Genomic DNA, 17,348 nt, shown 5'->3' on the forward strand with positions numbered 1-17,348 from the left:
CCCTGGGCCTGGCGGCCCGGGAGGTGCTCCCATCCTCCGGGCTTGCGATCCGTCCCCTCGGCCCTGGGGGCCTGGGGAGACCCCACTCCTCGTCCACTGCGGGCCTGGGGAGACCCCACCCCTCGTCCACTGCGGGCCTGGGGAGACTCCCTGCACCAGACCTGCTCCCTCACCCAGCCTGATCCAAACGAAAGACCCCAAGCGCCCTGTTCCCGATCGTGCGGGGTTCGCGTGCCCTGGTGTCGTACTCCGCCGGGGCCTGGCGACCCGTGCGGGGGCGGCCCATCCTCCGCTTTGTGATCCGTCCCTCGGGACCGAGCGGGACGGCTCGGGCGGCGGAGGTTCTACGTCCCAGGTTTCGCCGGGGGCGCCCGACCACCCGAGGCGTCGGCCCGGCGGAGTGAGGTATGTGAGCCCGGCGAGGTCCGAAGGAGAGGCCGTACGGTCTTCCGTCCGGAACAGCGAAACCGGCGAGGAGGGTCCGCACCGGTCGGGCGGGAGCGCGGCGCGGGGGCCCGGCGGGCCTGGACCGGCCCGGACCGTGACCGGTGGCGCCGCCCGTGGGTCGCTCGTCCAGGTCTGAGCCGGGTGGCCGGCAGGGCTGCCGGATGCGGCGGGAGCGTGGCGCCGGGGCGCAGGGACCGGCCGAGTCCGGGCGCCGGGTCCGCTGGGCGGGAGGCGTTGTCGTACCCCTGCCCCACAATGGGAGCCGGGGTCCCGGCCGGGCACAGGACGGCACGGCACGGCGGCACCGCACACAGCAGGCAGCAACCAGTAATCAGTAACCAGCAAGCACAGCAGCAGAGCAACACAGCAGGGCAGGACACAGGCGGCGGGCCGGGCGCAGGCCCGTCGGCCAGGGACGTTGGGACAGGTGACGGCAATGGCCGTGTGGGACGACCTCGTGGGTCAGGAGCGGGTGGCGGAGCAGCTCACCGCCGCCGCCCGGGACGCCGACGCCTTCGTGACCGCCGTCGGGCAGGGCGGCAGCCCGCCCGAGGCGTCGAAGATGACGCACGCCTGGCTGTTCACCGGCCCGCCGGGAGCCGGACGGGTCACCACCGCCCGTGCCTTCGCCGCCGCGCTCCAGTGCGTCAGCCCCGACCGGGCCCTGGGCGGCGTTCCCGGCTGTGGCTTCTGCGACGGCTGCCACACCGTCCTCGCGGGGACGCACGCGGACATCACCTCGGTCGCCGCGATCGGCGCCCAGATCCTCGCGGACGACATGCGGGACACCGTCCGCAAGTCGTTCACGTCGCCCGCGAACGGGCGCTGGCAGGTGATCCTCGTCGAGGACGCCGAGCGGCTGAACGAGAAGTCGGCCAACGCGGTGCTGAAGGCGGTCGAGGAGCCCGCGCCGCGTACGGTCTGGCTGCTCTGCGCGCCCTCCATCGAGGACGTCCTGCCGACGATCCGCTCCCGCTGCCGCCATCTGACGCTGCGCACCCCGCCGGTGGGGGCGGTCGCCGACTTCCTCGTCCGCCGGGACGGTGTCGAACCGGCCGCCGCCGCTGCCGCCGCCCGTGCCACCCAGGGCCACATCGAACGGGCCCGGCGCCTCGCCACGGACCAGGGCGCCCGGCAGCGGCGGGCCGCCGTCCTCAAGCTGCCGCTGCGCGTCGACGACATCGGGGCCGCCCTCAGGGGCGCGCAGGAGCTGATCGACGCCGCGGGCGAGGACGCCAAGCAGGTCGCCGAGGAGATCGACACCAAGGAGACCGAGGAGCTGAAGGCGGCGCTGGGCGCGGTCCAGGGCGGTCGGATGCCGCGCGGCACGGCCGGGGTGATGAAGGACCTGGAGGACCGCCAGAAGCGCCGCCGTACCCGTACCCAGCGGGACAGTCTGGAAGTCGCGCTCAGCGATCTCACCGGGTTCTACCGCGATGTCCTGGCGCTCCAGCTGGGCTCCGGCATCGCCATCGCCAACGAGGACGTGCGGGACGCCCTCGACCGGGTCGCCCGCGCCTCGACCCCGGAGCACACCCTGCGCCGGATCGACGCGGTGATCGCCTGCCGGGAGGCGCTGGACGCGAATGTCGCTCCGCTGCTGGCGGTGGAGGCGATGGCGATGGCCCTGCGCGCGGGCTGACGGAGTCTGCCCCCCCCGCTGCCCCTGGTGTGGCCGCCATGAGCGGTGGACCAGGCCCATCGGGGGACATTCCCGGAGCGATTCACTCGTTCGTGCCCGGACGGGAATCTTTCGGGCGTCCTCCCCTACGCTCCGGGAATGGACCCACGGCGGATGCTCCGCAGTTCCGTTCTCGCGCTGGTGGTGGTCACCGGCCTGGTGGCCTCGGGCTGTGCGGGCGGGGGCGAGGGACCTCCGGCCCGGGGGTCCGCCGCGGGGAAGTCCCCGGACGCCGGGCCCGCCGCGCCCGCCGCCGAACTGCGCCCGTACTACGCGCAGAAGCCGCGCTGGCGGGCGTGCGACACCCCCGGCTTCCAGTGCGCGCGGCTCACCGTGCCGCTGGACTACGAGCGGCCGGGCGACGGGCGGACGATCGAGCTGGCCCTCGCGCGGAAGAAGGCCACCGGCCCGGGGAAGCGGCTCGGTTCGCTGCTGGTCAACCCGGGTGGTCCGGGGGGCTCGGCCATCGAGTACCTGGAGCTGTTCGCGGGCACCGGATACCCGGCCCCGGTCCGCGCCCGCTACGACATGGTGGCCGTCGACCCCCGGGGCGTGGCCGGCAGCGAGCCCGTGACCTGTCTCAGCGGCCCGGAGATGGACACGTACACGCAGATCGACCAGACCCCCGACGACGTGGCCGAGGAGCGCCGGCTCGCCGCCGCCTTCCGGGGCTTCGCGAAGGGCTGCGAGCGGCGTTCGGCGGCCGTGCTGCCCCATGTCTCGACCGTGGACGCGGCCCGGGACATGGACGTGGTGCGGGCGGTGCTCGGCGACGAGCGGCTGACGTACGCGGGTGCCTCGTACGGGACCTTCCTGGGCGCGACCTACGCGGAGCTGTTCCCGCGCCGCACCGGGCGGCTGGTGCTGGACGGGGCGCTCGACCCGTCCCTGCCGGCGCGCGAGGTCAACCGGGACCAGACGGCCGGTTTCGACACCGCGTTCCGGTCGTTCGCGGCGGACTGCGTCCGGCGGGCGGGATGCCCGCTGGGCAGCGGTTCCCCGGCGGCGGCGGGCGCCCGGCTCACGGATCTCTTCGCGCGGCTCGACGCCCGGCCGCTGCCCACCGGGGAGCCCCGGCGGCTGGGGGAGGCGCTGGCGACCACCGGGGTCCTGGCCGCGATGTACGACGAGGGGGCCTGGCCGCAGCTGCGCGAGGCCCTGACCGGTGCGCTGCGGGGCGACGGGGCGCCGCTGCTCGCCCTCGCGGACAGCTACTACGAGCGCGCGGGGGACGGCTCGTACTCGAACCTCATGTTCGCCAACGCCGCCGTGAACTGCCTGGACCTGCCGCCCGCCTTCACGGGTCCGGCGGCGGTGGAAAAGGCGTCCGACGCCTTCGAGAAGGCGTCGCCGGTCTTCGGCCGGGGCTTCGCCTGGGCCGCGATGAACTGCGCGTACTGGCCGGCGCGGGCGACCGGCACCCCGCACCGCATCACGGCGGAGGGGGCCCCTCCGATCCTGGTCGTGGGCACCACCCGCGATCCGGCGACCCCGTACAAGTGGGCGCGGGCGCTGGCCGGACAGCTGGCGTCGGGGACGCTGCTCACCTATGAGGGCGACGGGCACACCGCGTACGGGCGGGGGAGCGACTGCGTCGACACGGCGGTCAACCGCTATCTGCTGGAGGGCACGGTTCCGCGCGAGGGCACGCGCTGCCGCTGAACGCGCGGCGGGCCGTCGCAGTGCCGGCCGATTCAGTGCCGCCTGATTCAGCACCGGCCGTCTCAGCACCGGCCGTCTCCGTACCAGCCGATTGTTCAGTGCTGGCCGCCGGTGGCGTGGAATCCGCGCGGCACGAGCGCGACGACCAGCAGGGTCACGACGGCGACGATGCCGACCGAGACGTACGCGGTCGTGGTCAGCGCACTGTCGAAGGCGGCCCGCCCGGCGGCGAGCACCGCACGGCCCGTGCTGCCGCCGACCGCCTGCGCCAGCTCGTACGCGCCACCGATCGACTCCCCGGCCTGCGCCGGCTGCCCGGCCATGTGGCTCGCGTACACCGCGCCGTGGACGGAGCCGAGCAGCGCGACCCCGAGGCCGACCCCGAGTTCGTAACTGGTCTCGGAGACGGCCCCGGCCTGGCCCGCGCGTTCGGCGGGTACGGAGGAGACCAGCACGGAGGAGGCCGTGGTGATCGCGACCCCGTCGCCGAGACCGAGGGTGACGAGGACGACGGCCACATAGCCGTACGTGGTGGGCTCCGGCGACAGCGCGAGCACCAGGAAGCCGGTGACGACACCGCCGAGCCCGAGGGCCATGATCGCGCGCACGCCGATCCGCTCCATCAGCCAGGGCGCCAGCAGCGCTCCGGCGAGCATGGCGAGGGCGGCGGGCAGGGTGCGCAGCCCGGCTTCGGAGGGCGAGTAGCCGTGGACGTACTGGAGCCAGAGCGAGAGCAGGAAGAGCGCCGCGCCGATCGCGAGCATGGCCATCAGGATCGCGAGGGCGGCGGCGGTGAAGGCGCGGTTCCGGAAGAGCCGTACGTCCAGGAGGGGGTCCCGCAGCCCGAGCTGGCGGCGCGCGAACAGGGCGAGCACCAGCAGTCCGCCGATCAGCACCAGGAAGTCCACCGCGGTGGGGCTGCCCTTGGCGACGTGCTTGATACCCCAGGCGAGCGCCACGATGCCGACGACGGAGAGCACCGCTCCGAACCAGTCGAGACGGTCGTGCCCCAGGTCCTTGACCTCGGGCAGCAGCCAGAGCCCGGCGGCCACGGTCACGACGACGACCGGCAGATTGACCCAGAAGGCGGCGGACCAGCCGTACTCCTCCACCAGTACCCCGCCGACCAGCGGCCCGATGGCGGCGCCGGCGCCGGCGACGGCGGCCCAGATCCCGATCGCGCGGGCCCGCTCGCGGGCGTCGGTGAAGATGTTCCGGATCAGCGAGAGCGTGGACGGCATGATCATGGCGCCGCCGATGCCGAGGAGCACCCGCCCCGCGATGAGCTGCCAGGTCGTCGCCGAGGTCGCGGCGACCACGGAGGCCAGGCCGAAGACCACGATCCCCCAGAGGAACAGCCGCTTCCGTCCGTACCGGTCGCCGATGGCCCCCGTGGTGACCAGGAGCCCGCCGAGCACCAGACCGTAGACATCGATGATCCACAGCTGGGCGATGGCGCCGGGCTGGAGATCCTCGATGAGCGAGGGGAGCGCCACATTGAGGATGGTGGCGTCCATCGCGACGAGCAGCAGGCTGGCGCAGAGGACGGCCAGCATCCCCCACCGCCCGGCTCCGGCACCCCCGGCTCCGGCACCCCCTGCTCCGGCACCCCCTGCTCCGGCACCCCCTGCTCCGGCACCCGGCGCTTCGGCACTCCCCGCTCGGCCCACAGCCCCGTCCCTTCGCGGTCGGAGTCCCGAATGATCGCTTTAATGCATTTCGCCCAGTATTGATGCCCTCACCCTGTGCCCCGCAAGTCGAGGCCTCTCCCTCCACTGATCCGCAGGTGGTTCGGGGCATCCTGATCCACCCTGTAGACTTAGCGCCGCTGCTGATCCGAACGCCGTATCGGACGTACGGGCCATCCGCAGCTTGCCGCCTTAGCTCAGTTGGCCAGAGCAACGCACTCGTAATGCGTAGGTCTCGGGTTCGAATCCCGAAGGCGGCTCTGAAGGACCCCAGGACTCACTCGCCGTGACCTGGGGTTTTTCGCATTTCCGGGGCGATGTCCCGGGGACCACCGCCGTGCGTACGTTCGGCGCCGGGCTGTGCTCGGCGCCGTGACCTGGTTGGCAGCCAGGGGACGCGCATCCGAACGGGTGCGGTGGATGCGCCGGGTAGCTGATGGTGTCGACGCCTCTGGAGTGAGGTTCACCGCCCTGGCCTCGAATTTTCGCGTGGTCACCGCCCGCGTGAGGTATTCGTGTGCCGTTGGGGGGCCGTGAATCGAATAAGGAGTGCATTTCGATATGCATGGTTCCCCCCGGAGAGGGCGCCGCTTCGGCGCCCTCTTCTCCGCGGGCTTCGTCCTCGGGGCCCACCTGGTGGCCCTGGGCGTCGCCCTTCCGGCAGCGGGCGCCGCCCATGCCGCCGCGGCCCCCGGCGCTCCCGGCCTGCCGCAGGGCCCGCCCGTGGTCTATGCCGAGGGCTTCGAGAACGGGACCGGCCAGACACCGATCCTGCTGAGCGCGTACACGGGCGCTCCTCCGGTCAGCGCCAAGTACACGGCGGCACCCGCGTGGATCAGCGCGGCCAACTGCAACGGGATCATCCTCGACCAGTCGGGGGCGAACAACGCGGCCTGCCAGAACCAGAGCGCCACCGCGATGGCCGAGCTGAAGGCCATGGCCAATGTCCTGGGCCAGGTGGCGGGCTCGGCGACGCCCGCGAACAACCACGCCGTCTCCGCCTATACCGACGGGGCGAACCCGGGGGCGAACAAGGTCGAGATCCAGACGGTCAATCCGGTTCCGCTGTCCACGTCGAACCGCTTCATCACCTTCTCGGTGGATGTGGCGGCCGTGAACTGCAATGTGTCGGCGCCCCTGCTGAACTTCTTCCTCACCGGCTCGGGGCCGGACATCCCCGCCAATGACCAGGCGATCAACCCGTGCACCGACCCGCGCTCCAGCACCTACAACGTGGGAGCGCGTCCCATCCAGGCCGGCTCCTTCGCCTCCGACTCGTCCGTGTTCTTCACGGGGTCGGCCGTCGGCATCAAGATGACGAACGCCAACGGCAGCGGGCTGGGCAACGACCACGCCTACGACAACCTCCGGATCCTGGACGTCACCCCCCAGCTCGACAAGGGATTCAACCCCGCGTCGGTCCCGCAGGGCGGCATCTCCACCCTGACCTTCACCGTCACCAACACCTCCGAGCTGGCGGAGAAGAACGGCTTCTCGTTCTCCGACAACCTGCCGTCCGGAGTGACGGTGGCAGCCGTCCCGAACGCGGCCACGACCTGCGGCTCCGCCTCGCTGACGGCGGTGCCCGGCACCGGAGTGGTCGGCCTGTCCGGCGGTGTCCTCGCCGCCGGTACGCAGTCCTGCACCTTCACGGTCGACGTCACGTCCAACACTCCCGGCACCTATGTGAACCAGCCGGCGAACGTGACCCCCTCAGGAGTCAACCCGCCGGGGCCGGCCACACTGATCGTCACGGTCCCGGGCTCGCCGACGATCACGAAGTCGGCGGACGCGGAGACCTTCGCGACCGGTGACGCCATCATGTACTCGTTCGTCGTGACCAACACCGCCCAGGCCCCGCTCTCCGGCATCCAGGTCACCGACAACGGTCCGGGCACCCCCAGCGTCTCCTGCCCCTCCACCACCCTGGCCGCCGGCGCCTTCATGACCTGTACGGCGACCTACACGGCCACGGCATCGGACGCGGCGACCGGGACGATCACCGACACCGCGTCCGTGACGGGCACCGTCAACGGCAACACGGTCAACGGGACCAGCAACGAGGTGGTCATCCCGCTCCGCGCCCTGACGGTCACCAAGTCCGCCGACCGCGACCAGTTCACCGCGGCCGGGCAGACCATCTCCTACGTCTTCCAGGTGACCAACACCGGCCAGGTCCCGCTCACCAACCTCAACGTCATCGACAACGGCCCCGGCAGCCCCGCGGTCAGCTGCCCGAGCGCCCCGCTGCCCCCCGGTTCCACGGTCAACTGCACCGCCATTTATACGACCACGGCAGCCGATGTCACGGCGGGAAGCGTCACGGACACGGCCCAGGCCACGGGCACGGCCCCGGACGGCGAGCTGGCCAGGGACACCAGCAACACGGTCACCATCCCGTTCGTCGCCCCCGAGGCCGATCTCGCGCTGACGAAGACCGGCCCCGCGGCCGTCAACCCCGGCGGGGAGATCGACTACGAGCTGACGGTGACCAACAACGGACCGGACGACTCCAGCGGCTGGACGGTCACCGACCCGATCCCCGCCGGACTGGCCAACGCGGCCACCACCACCCCCGGCTGTTCCATCACCGCCGGGACGCTGACCTGCACCGGTGGCGCACTCGCCGTGGGAGACAGCACCACCATCGCCCTCACCGGGACGGCGGCTCCCGGAGCCACCGGCGTCACCAACACGGCGACGGTCACCGGCGACGACAACGATCCGAACCCGGACAACAACACCGACACCACGACCACGACCGTCACCCCGGCCTCGGTGGACCTCGCGCTGACGAAGACCGGCCCGGCATCCGTGACGGCGGGCGGTCAGGTCTCGTACACGATCACCGTGACGAACAACGGGCCGGACGCCTCCACCGGCTGGACGGTCACCGACCCGATTCCGGCGGGGCTGACGAACGCGGCCACCACCACCCCCGGCTGTTCCATCAGTGCCGGAACGCTGACCTGCACCGGCGGTGCGCTCGCCGTCGGCGGCAGTACCACCATCGCCCTCACCGGCACCGCCGACGTGAACGCCACCAGCATCGTGAACACGGCCACCGTGGACGGCGACGACCCGGATCCGAACCCGAACAACAACACCGACACCACCAACACCACGGTCAACCTGTCCGTCGATCTGGCCCTGAACAAGACCGGCCCCGCGTCGGTCACAGCCGGTGGCGAGGTCACGTACACCATCACCGTCACCAACAACGGACCGTCGGACTCGACGGGCTGGACGGTGGTCGACGCGATTCCGGCGGGGCTGACGAACGCGGCCACCACCACGGCGGGCTGTTCCATCGCCGCCGGGACGCTGACCTGCACCGGCGGCGCACTCGCGGCGGGCGACAGCACCACGATCAGCCTTACGGGCACGGCATCGCCGAACGCCACCAGCATCACCAACACCGCCACCGTGGACGGCGACGACCCGGACCCCAACCCGAACAACAACACCGACACCACCAACACCACGGTCAACCCGTCGGCCGATCTGGCCCTGAACAAGACCGGCCCCAGCGCGGTAACCGTCGGCGGCACGGTGTCGTACGCGATCGTCGTGACGAACAACGGTCCCTCCGACTCCACCGGCTGGACGGTCACCGACCCGATCCCGGCGGGGCTGACGAACGCGGCCACCACCACCCCCGGCTGTTCCATCGCCGCAGGGACGCTGACCTGCACCGGCGGCCCGCTCGCCGTGGGTGACAGCACCACCATCGCCCTCACCGGCACAGCGCCGAACGCGGGCACGATCACCAACACCGCCACGGTCGACGGAAACGACCCCGACCCGGACCCCGGCAACAACAGCGACACCACCAACACGACGGTGACGCCGCTGCCCGTGCCGGAGGTCGACCTGGCGGTCACCAAGTCCGGCCCGGCGTCGGTGTCGGCGGGCGGTCAGGTCTCGTACACGATCACGGTCACGAACAACGGGCCGGACGATTCGACGGGCTGGACCCTGACCGACGCGATTCCGGCGGGGTTGACGAACGCGGCCACCACCACGGCGGGTTGCTCCATCAGTGGCGGGACGCTGACCTGCACCGGCGGCGCACTCGCCGTGGGCGGCAGTACCACCATCACCCTCACCGGGACCGCCGCTCCGAACGCGGGCAGCATCGTGAACACCGCCATCGTCGACGGCGACGACCCGGACCCCGACCCGAACAACAACCAGGACTCGACCACCACCACGGTGGGCCGGTCCGTGGACCTGGCGGTCACCAAGTCCGGCCCGGCGTCGGTGTCGGCGGGCGGTCAGGTCTCGTACACGATCACGGTCACGAACAACGGGCCGGACGATTCGACGGGCTGGACGGTCACCGACCCGATCCCGGCGGGGTTGACGAACGCGGCCACCACCACGGCCGGCTGCTCCGTCAGTGCCGGGACGCTGACCTGCACGGGCGGCGCACTGGCCGTGGGCGGTAGCACCACCATCACCCTTACGGGCACGGCATCGCCGAACGCCACCAGCATTACCAACACCGCCACGGTCGACGGGAACGACCCCGACCCGGACCCCGGCAACAACAGCGACACCACCAACACGACGGTGACGCCGCTGCCCGTGGAAGTGGACCTGGCGGTCGCCAAGACCGGCCCGGCATCGGTGTCGGCCGGTGGCACGGTCAGTTACACGATCACGGTCACGAACAACGGGCCGGACGATTCGACGGGCTGGACCCTGACCGACCCGATTCCGGCGGGGCTGACGAACGCGGCCACCACCACGGCCGGCTGCTCCGTCAGCGCCGGGACGCTGACCTGCACCGGCGGTGCACTCGCGGCGGGTGACAGCACCACCATCACCCTCACCGGCACGGCATCGCCGAACGCCACCAGCATCACCAACACCGCCACGGTCGACGGCGACGACCCCGACCCGAACCCCGACAACAACCGGGACTCGACGACCACGACCGTCACCCCCGTCGTCATCTCGGCCGACCTCGCCGTCACCAAGACCGGGCCGGCGTCCGTGGACGCGGGCGGGCGGATCTCGTACACCATCACCATCACGAACAACGGGCCGGACGCCTCCACCGGCTGGACGGTCACCGACACCCTGCCCACCCAGATCCAGAACCCGTCCACCACCAGTGACGGATGCGGCATCGGGTCCGGACGGCTCACCTGCACGGGCGGACCGCTGGCCGTGGGCGCGAGTGTGACGGTGACGGTGTCCGGCACGGTGGCGGCCGACGCCACCGGCTCCATCGCCAACACCGTCACCGTGGACGGCGACGACCCCGACCCGGACCCCGGCAACAACACCGACACCACCAACACCCCCGTCAACGGTCGCCCGGAGCTGACCATCACCAAGAGGCAGAACGGCCCCTCGACCGTGCGGCCCGGAGACACCGTCGACTACACCATCACGGTGACCAACACCGGCACCGTCGCCTACACCGCCGCGGATCCGGCGTCCTTCACCGACGACCTGAGCGGTCTGCTGGACGACGCCGCCTACAACGGTGACGCCGCCGCCAACCGAGGGACCGTCACCTACAACGAACCCGTCCTCAGCTGGAGCGGCGCACTCGCTCCCGGCCAGACCGCGACGATCACCTTCTCCGTCACCGTCTACAGCCGTACGTTCGGCGACCTGAAGCTGATCAACACCGTGGTCTCCGACACCCCCGGCAACAACTGCCCGTCGGACAGCGACGACCCCCGCTGCACCACCAGCGGCAAGGTCAAGCCGAAGGACAAGGGTAAGGGCAAGGACAAGAGGACCGTCGGAAGGGAACCGGAAGGAGCCCGCGCCGCCTGAGTGAGCCGCTGCGACGCGAATGACCGACGGGTTGTGCCCGGCGCCGATGGGTGCCGGGCACAGCCCGTTCGGGTGACCCCGGTCATGTCCTCCGGCGGTGTCGGGCCCGGCCGTACGCGTCGTCTCCTAGGCTCGGTTGCCGTCAGCGGCCCGATGAAGTCGATGAAGAAGTCGAGGAGGAGTCCGGTGTACGGTCCAGTCCGGCCCGGGACCAGATCCTCGCCGAGGATCGCGGCCCTGATCACGCTGTCCCTGTTCCTCACCGCCTGCGGTGCGCCGACCGGCGGTGGTCCTCCCGGCTCCGACGACCAGCGGGCGGGCGGTTCGAAGACCCCCCGTGCCTTCTCCCTGGTCCGAGCCGGTGGCCAGGGCGCGGACCCGGTGGATGTGGTGGAACTCAAGGGCGGGGCGGACCGGAAGGTCACCGCCCCCGACGGCGCCGGCCGGATCGGCTGGCTGGCCACCGGCGTCGCCCCCGGGAACAAGGGCGCGGCGGTGCTCAGCGGCCGGGTCGGTACGAAGGACAGCCCCGGCCCTCTCTACGATCTCGTCCGGGCCGCAGTCGGCGACCAGGCGAAGATCACGCACATGGACGGCACCACGACCACCTTCACCATCGGCCGCATCCAAATGATCAGCCGGGAGCTTCCGACCGCCGCCGAGGCCGCGACGAAGCCGGACGGGCGCGAACTCCGCGTCGTCGCCCTCACCCCGCCGCCCAAGGAGAACGACGACGAGGAGGCGGAGGCGGAGGAGGGGACGGAGGAAGGGGCCGAGGAACCCATGGCCGTCTCGGAGCAGGTCGGACTGCTGGTGTCCGCCACCGTCTCCCGCTGACCTTCCGACCGGACCGTCCCTCCCGGGCTCAGTCGCCGGCCCTGGTCCCCCACACATACACCTGGTCGCCGATCCGCAGGCCGTTCCACAACGTTTGGGCGTCGTCGTAGCGGAGGTTGACGCAGCCGTGGGAGCCGGGGTCCTCGAAGATGGGCCGGTAGCTGGCGTGCAGCGCCTGCCCACCGCTGAAGAACTGGGCGAAGGGCATCGGCCCCTCGAACTGGGTGGACCAGAACTCCCTCTCCCGCTGGAAGATCTCGAACCAGCCCGTCCGCGTCCCGTACCCCGGCATCCCCGTACGCGCCGGAACCGGCCGGAAGACCACCCGGCCCGCGTCCTCCACCCACAGGATCTGCCGGTTCATGTCCACACACACCACCACGCCCCCGGTGTCCGGACAGCCCCTGATCGCATCGCCCTCGGAAAGCGCCCGCTCCCACACCACCGCGCGGTGGGTGTACAGGCCCGCGTACCCCTCGGCGGGCTCGATCCCGTGCTTCCGCTGGAACGCCGCGATCGCCTCGCAGTCCCCGGCCGACTGCCGTCCGTCGACCACCAGGCCCAGATGTGCCTCGGCCTCCCTCTGGTACGGTCCCGTCTCCCCGCTGCACTCCGCCGCGACCGCCACCGCCGCCGGGACCATCACTCCGGGCGGGCGGGCAGGGCTCCCGCCCCACCCGGCGGCATGTGCCGGAGACGCACCGGGCGAGCCCAGGAAGGCCAGCGCCACCAACAGCCCCGCCCCCAGCGGAGCCGACCGCTCTGGTCTCATGCCCACACCCTCCTCGCCGCTTCGGCTCAGACCCCGGCGCGGACAGCCCTGGCAGGGGCACACCCCGGAACGCAGCGTTCTCCTTCACCACAGCCCCGCACGCCAGGCGCACACGCACCACAAAGACCCCGCACAGGTGCACACAACCACCCGGATGGCACCCAATCGGGCACGCGGCACGCGGGACTCGACACCCGGCACCCGGCGCGCGCAGCGACTGCCCCGTACCCGGCTCAGGGGAACGGGGCGGTCAGCGGCGCGGCGGCCGGCCGCCGTTACAGCACCACCAGGCCCAGGAGCAGCACGAAGGCCAGCGCGGTCAGGCCCTGGACGAGGGTGGCCGCCGTCTGGGCGCGGTAGGCCGTCTTCACGTCCATGCCGGAGAACTGGGAGACGACCCAGAAGTACGAGTCGTTGACATGGCTGACGACCATGGCCCCGGCGCCGATGGCGAGGACGGCCATCACCTGGCCGATCGGGATGGAGCCCATGGTTCCGTCGAGGCCGAGGGCGGGCAGCAGGGGCTGGGCGAGGGTCGAGGTGATGATCAGGGCGGCGGTGCTGCTGCCCTGGGCGGTCTTCAGGAGGGCCGCGAGGCCGAAGAGGACCAGGAGGGCGGTGACGCCGCTGACCGAGGAGCCGTCGCCGATGAGGGAGGCGATGTAGTCGGCGATCGGCGTGCCCTTGATGACCGCGCCGAAGGCGCCGCCCGCGCCGGTGATGACCAGGATGGGCGCGGCGTCCACGAGGCCTTCGGCGACCCAGGTGGTCAGGGCCTGGGCGTCGCGCTTCGGCGGGAGCAGGGCCAGGGCCAGGAGTACGCCGATGAGGAGCGCGTTCACCGGGTTGCCGAGGTCGGTGAGGAACGCGCCGAAGGCGCCGCCGACGAGGGTGCCGCCGTCGGCGGGGAAGGCGGCCACCGAGCCGACCGCCATCAGGACGATCGGGACGATGATCGGGGCCAGCGCGCTGCCCATGCTCGGCAGCCGCTCGAACTGGGCCTTGTACTCCTCGAAGGTCTGCTGTGCGTCCGGCAGCCTGCTCTCCAGGTCCCCCGTGCGGCGCAGGGCCCAGACGAGGCCGGCCGCGGCGGCGACGAGGGAGACGGGGATGCTGAAGAGGATGACCCAGATCAGCCCGTCGGAGCCGATGCCGACATTGCCGGCGGCCGCGATCGGCCCGGGCGTCGGGGGGACGAAGGTGTGCGACGCGTACAGGCCGGTGGCCAGCGCGGTGCCCAGGACCACCGGGTTCTTGCCGGTCTTGCGGGCGATGGAGCGCTGGAGCGGCGAGAGCACCACATAGCCGGAGTCGCAGAAGACCGGCACCGAGACGACCCACCCCATCAGGGACATGGCGAGGGCCGGGTGGCGTTTGCCGACGACCTTGAGGACGCCCTCGGCGAGGGTGACGGCCGCGCCCGTGCGCTCCAGCACCTTGCCGATGATCGTGCCGAAGAGGATCACCAGTCCGATGCTGGCGAGGATGGAGCCGAAGCCCTCGGCGATGGTCCCGGCGAGGTTGTCGACGAACTTCCGGTCCGCGTCGGTGGCGACGCCGACGCCCATCGCGAGCAGCCCGAAGGCGTAGGTCGCCAGCACGATGGCGAGGAAGGGGTGCAGACGGAACCGTCCGCACAGAACGATGATCAGCGCGATGCTCGCCGCGAGGGCGGCCAACAGGGCGGGGCCGGCGGTGCTCATGCAACTCCTACCAGGGACGGGAAGGCGGGAAGGGGCGGGCGGGGCAAGGGGGTGCCGTGGCCGTGGCCTGTCGGGCACGGGGACGGGGATGGGGACGGGGATGCCTACGGGGTACGGGGTACGGGAGAGGTCAGCCGGTGCGCAGCCGCAGGGTCTGTTCGGCCGCGTGCGCCAGCAGTCCGGCGGCCGATCCGGTCATGGCCTCCAGCGTGCGCGGCCCGTCCGCGATGCTGAAGGCGGCGGTCAGGCCCAGGTCGTACAGGGTGGTCAGCGGCGGTACGACCTGACCGGCCAGGGCGACGACGGGGATGCCCCGCTCGGCGGCGAGCCGGGCGACATGGGAGACGACCTTGCCGTCGGCGCTCTGCCGGTCGAGCCGGCCCTCGCCGGTGAGGACCAGGTCGGCGCCGGTCATGGCGTCGGGGAGGCCGACGCTCCGGGCGACCAGTTCGCAGCCGGGCTGGGCGGTCGCGTCCAGGACGGCGAGCATGCCGCCGCAGGTGCCGCCGGCCGCTCCGGCGCCCGGGAGGTGGTGCACGGCGATGCCGAGCTGGTCGGCGAGGACGTCCGCCAGCCGGACCAGGCCCCGTTCGAGCCGCCGGACATCGGCCGGGCCCGCGCCCTTCTGCGGGCCGAAGACGGCGGCGGCGCCCTGCGGGCCGATCAGCGGGTTGGTCACGTCGCAGGCGATGTCGAACCGGGTGGCGCGGACCTCGGCGGGCACCCGGGTGAAGTCCACGCGGGCGAGGCCGGCGAGGGAGCCCCCGCCGGGCGGCAGTTCGGCCCCCGCGGCGTCGAGGAAGCGGACGCCCAGCGCGCGCAGCAGCCCCGTACCGCCGTCGGTGCTGGCGCTGCCGCCGACGCAGACCAGGACGGAACGGGCGCCCCGGCGGATCGCGTCGGCGATGAGCCGGCCGGTGCCCTCGGTGTCGGCGCGCAGGGGGTCGAGCCGTGCGGGGTCGACCAGGGGGAGGCCGGACGCGGCGGCCAGTTCGACCACGGCGGACGACGCGTCGGCGGCGAGGAGATAGCGGGCGGTGACCGGGTCGCCGAGGGGGCCGCCGACGTCGAGCCGGATCTCCGCGCCGCCGGTGGCCGCGCCGATGCAGTCGAGCGTCCCCTCGCCGCCGTCGGCCATCGGCACCCGGGCGACCTCGGCCCCGGGGACGGCACGCAGTACACCGGTCTCCATCGCCGCGCAGGCGGCCGCGGCGGTCAGGCTGCCCTTGAAGGAGTCGGGAGCGACGACGACACGCATACGCGGCGGCCTTTCCGGGAGGAAGGGGGTGAAGCGGGCTCTCCGATGAGCCGTGTCGGCACTCTAGGCACTCCGCTCACGCGCGAATACTGGTGCGGTGAACGGAATTCGCCCCTCCTTCACCACCCGGAATTATGCGCCGTGCACAAGTGGCCGGGGGAAGCCCCGCCCGTGGGAAGTCACACCCGTGGGAAGCCCGGGGAAAGCGTCGCCCCGGGGAGTCTCACGCGGGGCTGTCGGCAGGGTCGTCGATGTCGCACAGGTGCAGCGCCACCTGGAGGGCGACGGCGTCCTGGAAGACCCGCGGGTCCTTGCCGGTCAGCTCGGTGACCCGGCCCAGGCGGTAGGCGAGGGTGTTGCGGTGGATCCGCAGCAGGTCGGCCGACTCGGCGGCGCCGCAGTTGTGCGCGAAGTAGACGCCCAGCGTCCGGCGGAGTTCGGCGGACAGCGGGCCGAGTACGCGCTCCGCCGCCGTGACCCGGGTCTCCCGGTCGAGACGGGCGAGCAGCACCGGCAGTTCGAGGTCGGCCAGCCGTACCTGTCCGGCGAGTCTGCGGCGTACGGCGAGCCGCGCCTGACCGGCCCGTTCCAGCAGAGCGGGGAAGTCGTCGGCCGGTCCGGCGTCCAGCACACCGGCCCCGGGGTCCGTCTCGCAGAGCCGGGCGAGCCGGTGGCGCAGGGCGACGGAGTCACTGCCTCCGGTCACGGTCCAGACGATGCCGGTGCTGTCGGGGGCGATCAGCGCGGACCGTTCGTCGGCCTCCAGCAGCCGGTACAGCTCGCGCGGCTCGCCCATCGGCGCCGGCGTGCCACCGCGTACGGCGAAGAGCGTGTACGGGGGGTCGACGCGGCAGCCGCCCAGCTGCTGCCCCTGCCGCCAGCCCTCCTCGGTCAGCCGGCCCGCCAGCAGATCGCGGACCACCTGCCGCCGCACCTGGTGCCGCCACCCGGTCTCGCCCGCGAACGTCTCCCGCATCACCATCAGCTCGGCGAGCCGGGCGACCGCCCGCGCGATCTCGCCCACCTCCCCGGGCTCGCCCCGGACCCCGACGACGCCGACGACCCGCCCGTCCACCCACAGCGGCAGGTTCACCCCGGCCCGGGTCCCGCCCAGCGTGCGCGCCGCGTCCTGGCTCAGGGCCAGGGGCGTCCCGGTCCGCAGCACCCGCAGCGCGCCCTCGTGCACCGTGCCCAGACGGCTGCGGTCGCTGCTGGCGACGATCACCCCGTGTTCGTCCATGATGTTCACGCTGACCCCGAGACGGGTCACGACGTCATCGACGATCGACTGGGCGACGGCATCCGCGAACATTCCCGGAATATAGCCCCGGGGTCCCGGCCCCCGGGGTCCGAGCGGCGGCGGGCACGGCCGGCGGGCCCGAATGTCACTCCTCCGCAACAGCCGCCGCGCGCCCGGGGCCCCGTTCCACGCCCGCGACCAGCGATCATAGGAAGAACGGAGCCGTGCGCGTGTCAGAGCGGTCTTGGACGGGACCGCGCG

At 72.4% G+C, this 17,348-nt stretch carries 9 protein-coding genes and 1 tRNA gene; 5 read left to right on the top strand and 5 right to left on the bottom strand.

Annotated features, from left to right (window positions below):
* Positions 1 to 883 precede the first annotated feature (883 nt).
* Positions 884 to 2,089, top strand: a complete 1,206-nt coding sequence (locus SYYSPA8_RS17190) for a DNA polymerase III subunit delta' (RefSeq protein ID WP_323448159.1) — start codon at positions 884 to 886, stop codon at positions 2,087 to 2,089.
* 138 nt (positions 2,090 to 2,227) lie between these two features.
* Positions 2,228 to 3,790, top strand: a complete 1,563-nt coding sequence (locus tag SYYSPA8_RS17195) for an alpha/beta hydrolase (RefSeq protein WP_323448060.1) — start codon at positions 2,228 to 2,230, stop codon at positions 3,788 to 3,790.
* Between the two features lie 95 nt (positions 3,791 to 3,885).
* Here SYYSPA8_RS17195 and SYYSPA8_RS17200 read toward each other — a convergent pair whose 3' ends face one another.
* Complete coding sequence (locus SYYSPA8_RS17200; RefSeq protein WP_323448061.1) at positions 3,886 to 5,346, bottom strand: MFS transporter; 1,461 nt, start codon at positions 5,344 to 5,346, stop codon at positions 3,886 to 3,888.
* 318 nt (positions 5,347 to 5,664) lie between these two features.
* Here SYYSPA8_RS17200 and SYYSPA8_RS17205 point away from each other — a divergent pair.
* The 3 genes from SYYSPA8_RS17205 to SYYSPA8_RS17215 all read left to right on the top strand — a co-directional run bounded on the left by SYYSPA8_RS17205 (position 5,665) and on the right by SYYSPA8_RS17215 (position 12,114).
* Positions 5,665 to 5,738 (top strand) — tRNA-Thr (locus SYYSPA8_RS17205).
* Positions 5,739 to 6,039: 301 nt separating this feature from the next.
* Complete coding sequence (locus SYYSPA8_RS17210) at positions 6,040 to 11,277, top strand: beta strand repeat-containing protein (protein WP_323448062.1); 5,238 nt, start codon at positions 6,040 to 6,042, stop codon at positions 11,275 to 11,277.
* A 186-nt stretch (positions 11,278 to 11,463) separates the two neighbouring features.
* Positions 11,464 to 12,114 carry a class F sortase gene (locus SYYSPA8_RS17215; protein ID WP_323448063.1) on the top strand — a complete coding sequence of 217 codons (651 nt, stop codon included), beginning with the start codon at positions 11,464 to 11,466 and terminating at the stop codon, positions 12,112 to 12,114.
* Positions 12,115 to 12,142: 28 nt separating this feature from the next.
* Here the strand turns inward: SYYSPA8_RS17215 and SYYSPA8_RS17220 are convergent, their stop codons facing one another.
* The 4 genes from SYYSPA8_RS17220 to SYYSPA8_RS17235 form a co-directional block, all read right to left on the bottom strand.
* A complete protein-coding gene (locus SYYSPA8_RS17220) occupies positions 12,143 to 12,886 on the bottom strand; it encodes a L,D-transpeptidase (RefSeq protein ID WP_323448064.1) in 744 nt (247 codons plus the stop codon).
* A gap of 275 nt (positions 12,887 to 13,161) precedes the next feature.
* Positions 13,162 to 14,589 carry a GntP family permease gene (locus tag SYYSPA8_RS17225; RefSeq protein ID WP_323448065.1) on the bottom strand — a complete coding sequence of 476 codons (1,428 nt, stop codon included), beginning with the start codon at positions 14,587 to 14,589 and terminating at the stop codon, positions 13,162 to 13,164.
* Between the two features lie 130 nt (positions 14,590 to 14,719).
* A complete protein-coding gene (locus tag SYYSPA8_RS17230; RefSeq protein ID WP_323448066.1) occupies positions 14,720 to 15,847 on the bottom strand; it encodes a glycerate kinase in 1,128 nt (375 codons plus the stop codon).
* Positions 15,848 to 16,070: 223 nt separating this feature from the next.
* Positions 16,071 to 17,159, bottom strand: a complete 1,089-nt coding sequence (locus tag SYYSPA8_RS17235) for a CdaR family transcriptional regulator (protein ID WP_323448067.1) — start codon at positions 17,157 to 17,159, stop codon at positions 16,071 to 16,073.
* Between the last annotated feature and the right edge of the window lie 189 nt (positions 17,160 to 17,348).

Origin of the sequence: Streptomyces yaizuensis (assembly GCF_034961445.1) — a bacterium.
GTDB classification, from domain to species: Bacteria; Actinomycetota; Actinomycetes; order Streptomycetales; family Streptomycetaceae; genus Streptomyces; species Streptomyces yaizuensis.

What these genes read in the sequence shown, in the direction of transcription:
- SYYSPA8_RS17190 (WP_323448159.1), top strand. Translation starts at nt 884, where the DNA reads ATGGCCGTGTGGGACGACCTCGTGGGTCAGGAGCGGGTGGCGGAGCAG.
- SYYSPA8_RS17195 (WP_323448060.1), top strand. Translation starts at nt 2,228, where the DNA reads ATGGACCCACGGCGGATGCTCCGCAGTTCCGTTCTCGCGCTGGTGGTG.
- SYYSPA8_RS17200 (WP_323448061.1), bottom strand. Translation starts at nt 5,346, where the DNA reads ATGCTGGCCGTCCTCTGCGCCAGCCTGCTGCTCGTCGCGATGGACGCC.
- SYYSPA8_RS17210 (WP_323448062.1), top strand. Translation starts at nt 6,040, where the DNA reads ATGCATGGTTCCCCCCGGAGAGGGCGCCGCTTCGGCGCCCTCTTCTCC.
- SYYSPA8_RS17220 (WP_323448064.1), bottom strand. Translation starts at nt 12,886, where the DNA reads ATGAGACCAGAGCGGTCGGCTCCGCTGGGGGCGGGGCTGTTGGTGGCG.
- SYYSPA8_RS17225 (WP_323448065.1), bottom strand. Translation starts at nt 14,589, where the DNA reads ATGAGCACCGCCGGCCCCGCCCTGTTGGCCGCCCTCGCGGCGAGCATC.
- SYYSPA8_RS17230 (WP_323448066.1), bottom strand. Translation starts at nt 15,847, where the DNA reads ATGCGTGTCGTCGTCGCTCCCGACTCCTTCAAGGGCAGCCTGACCGCC.
- SYYSPA8_RS17235 (WP_323448067.1), bottom strand. Translation starts at nt 17,159, where the DNA reads ATGTTCGCGGATGCCGTCGCCCAGTCGATCGTCGATGACGTCGTGACC.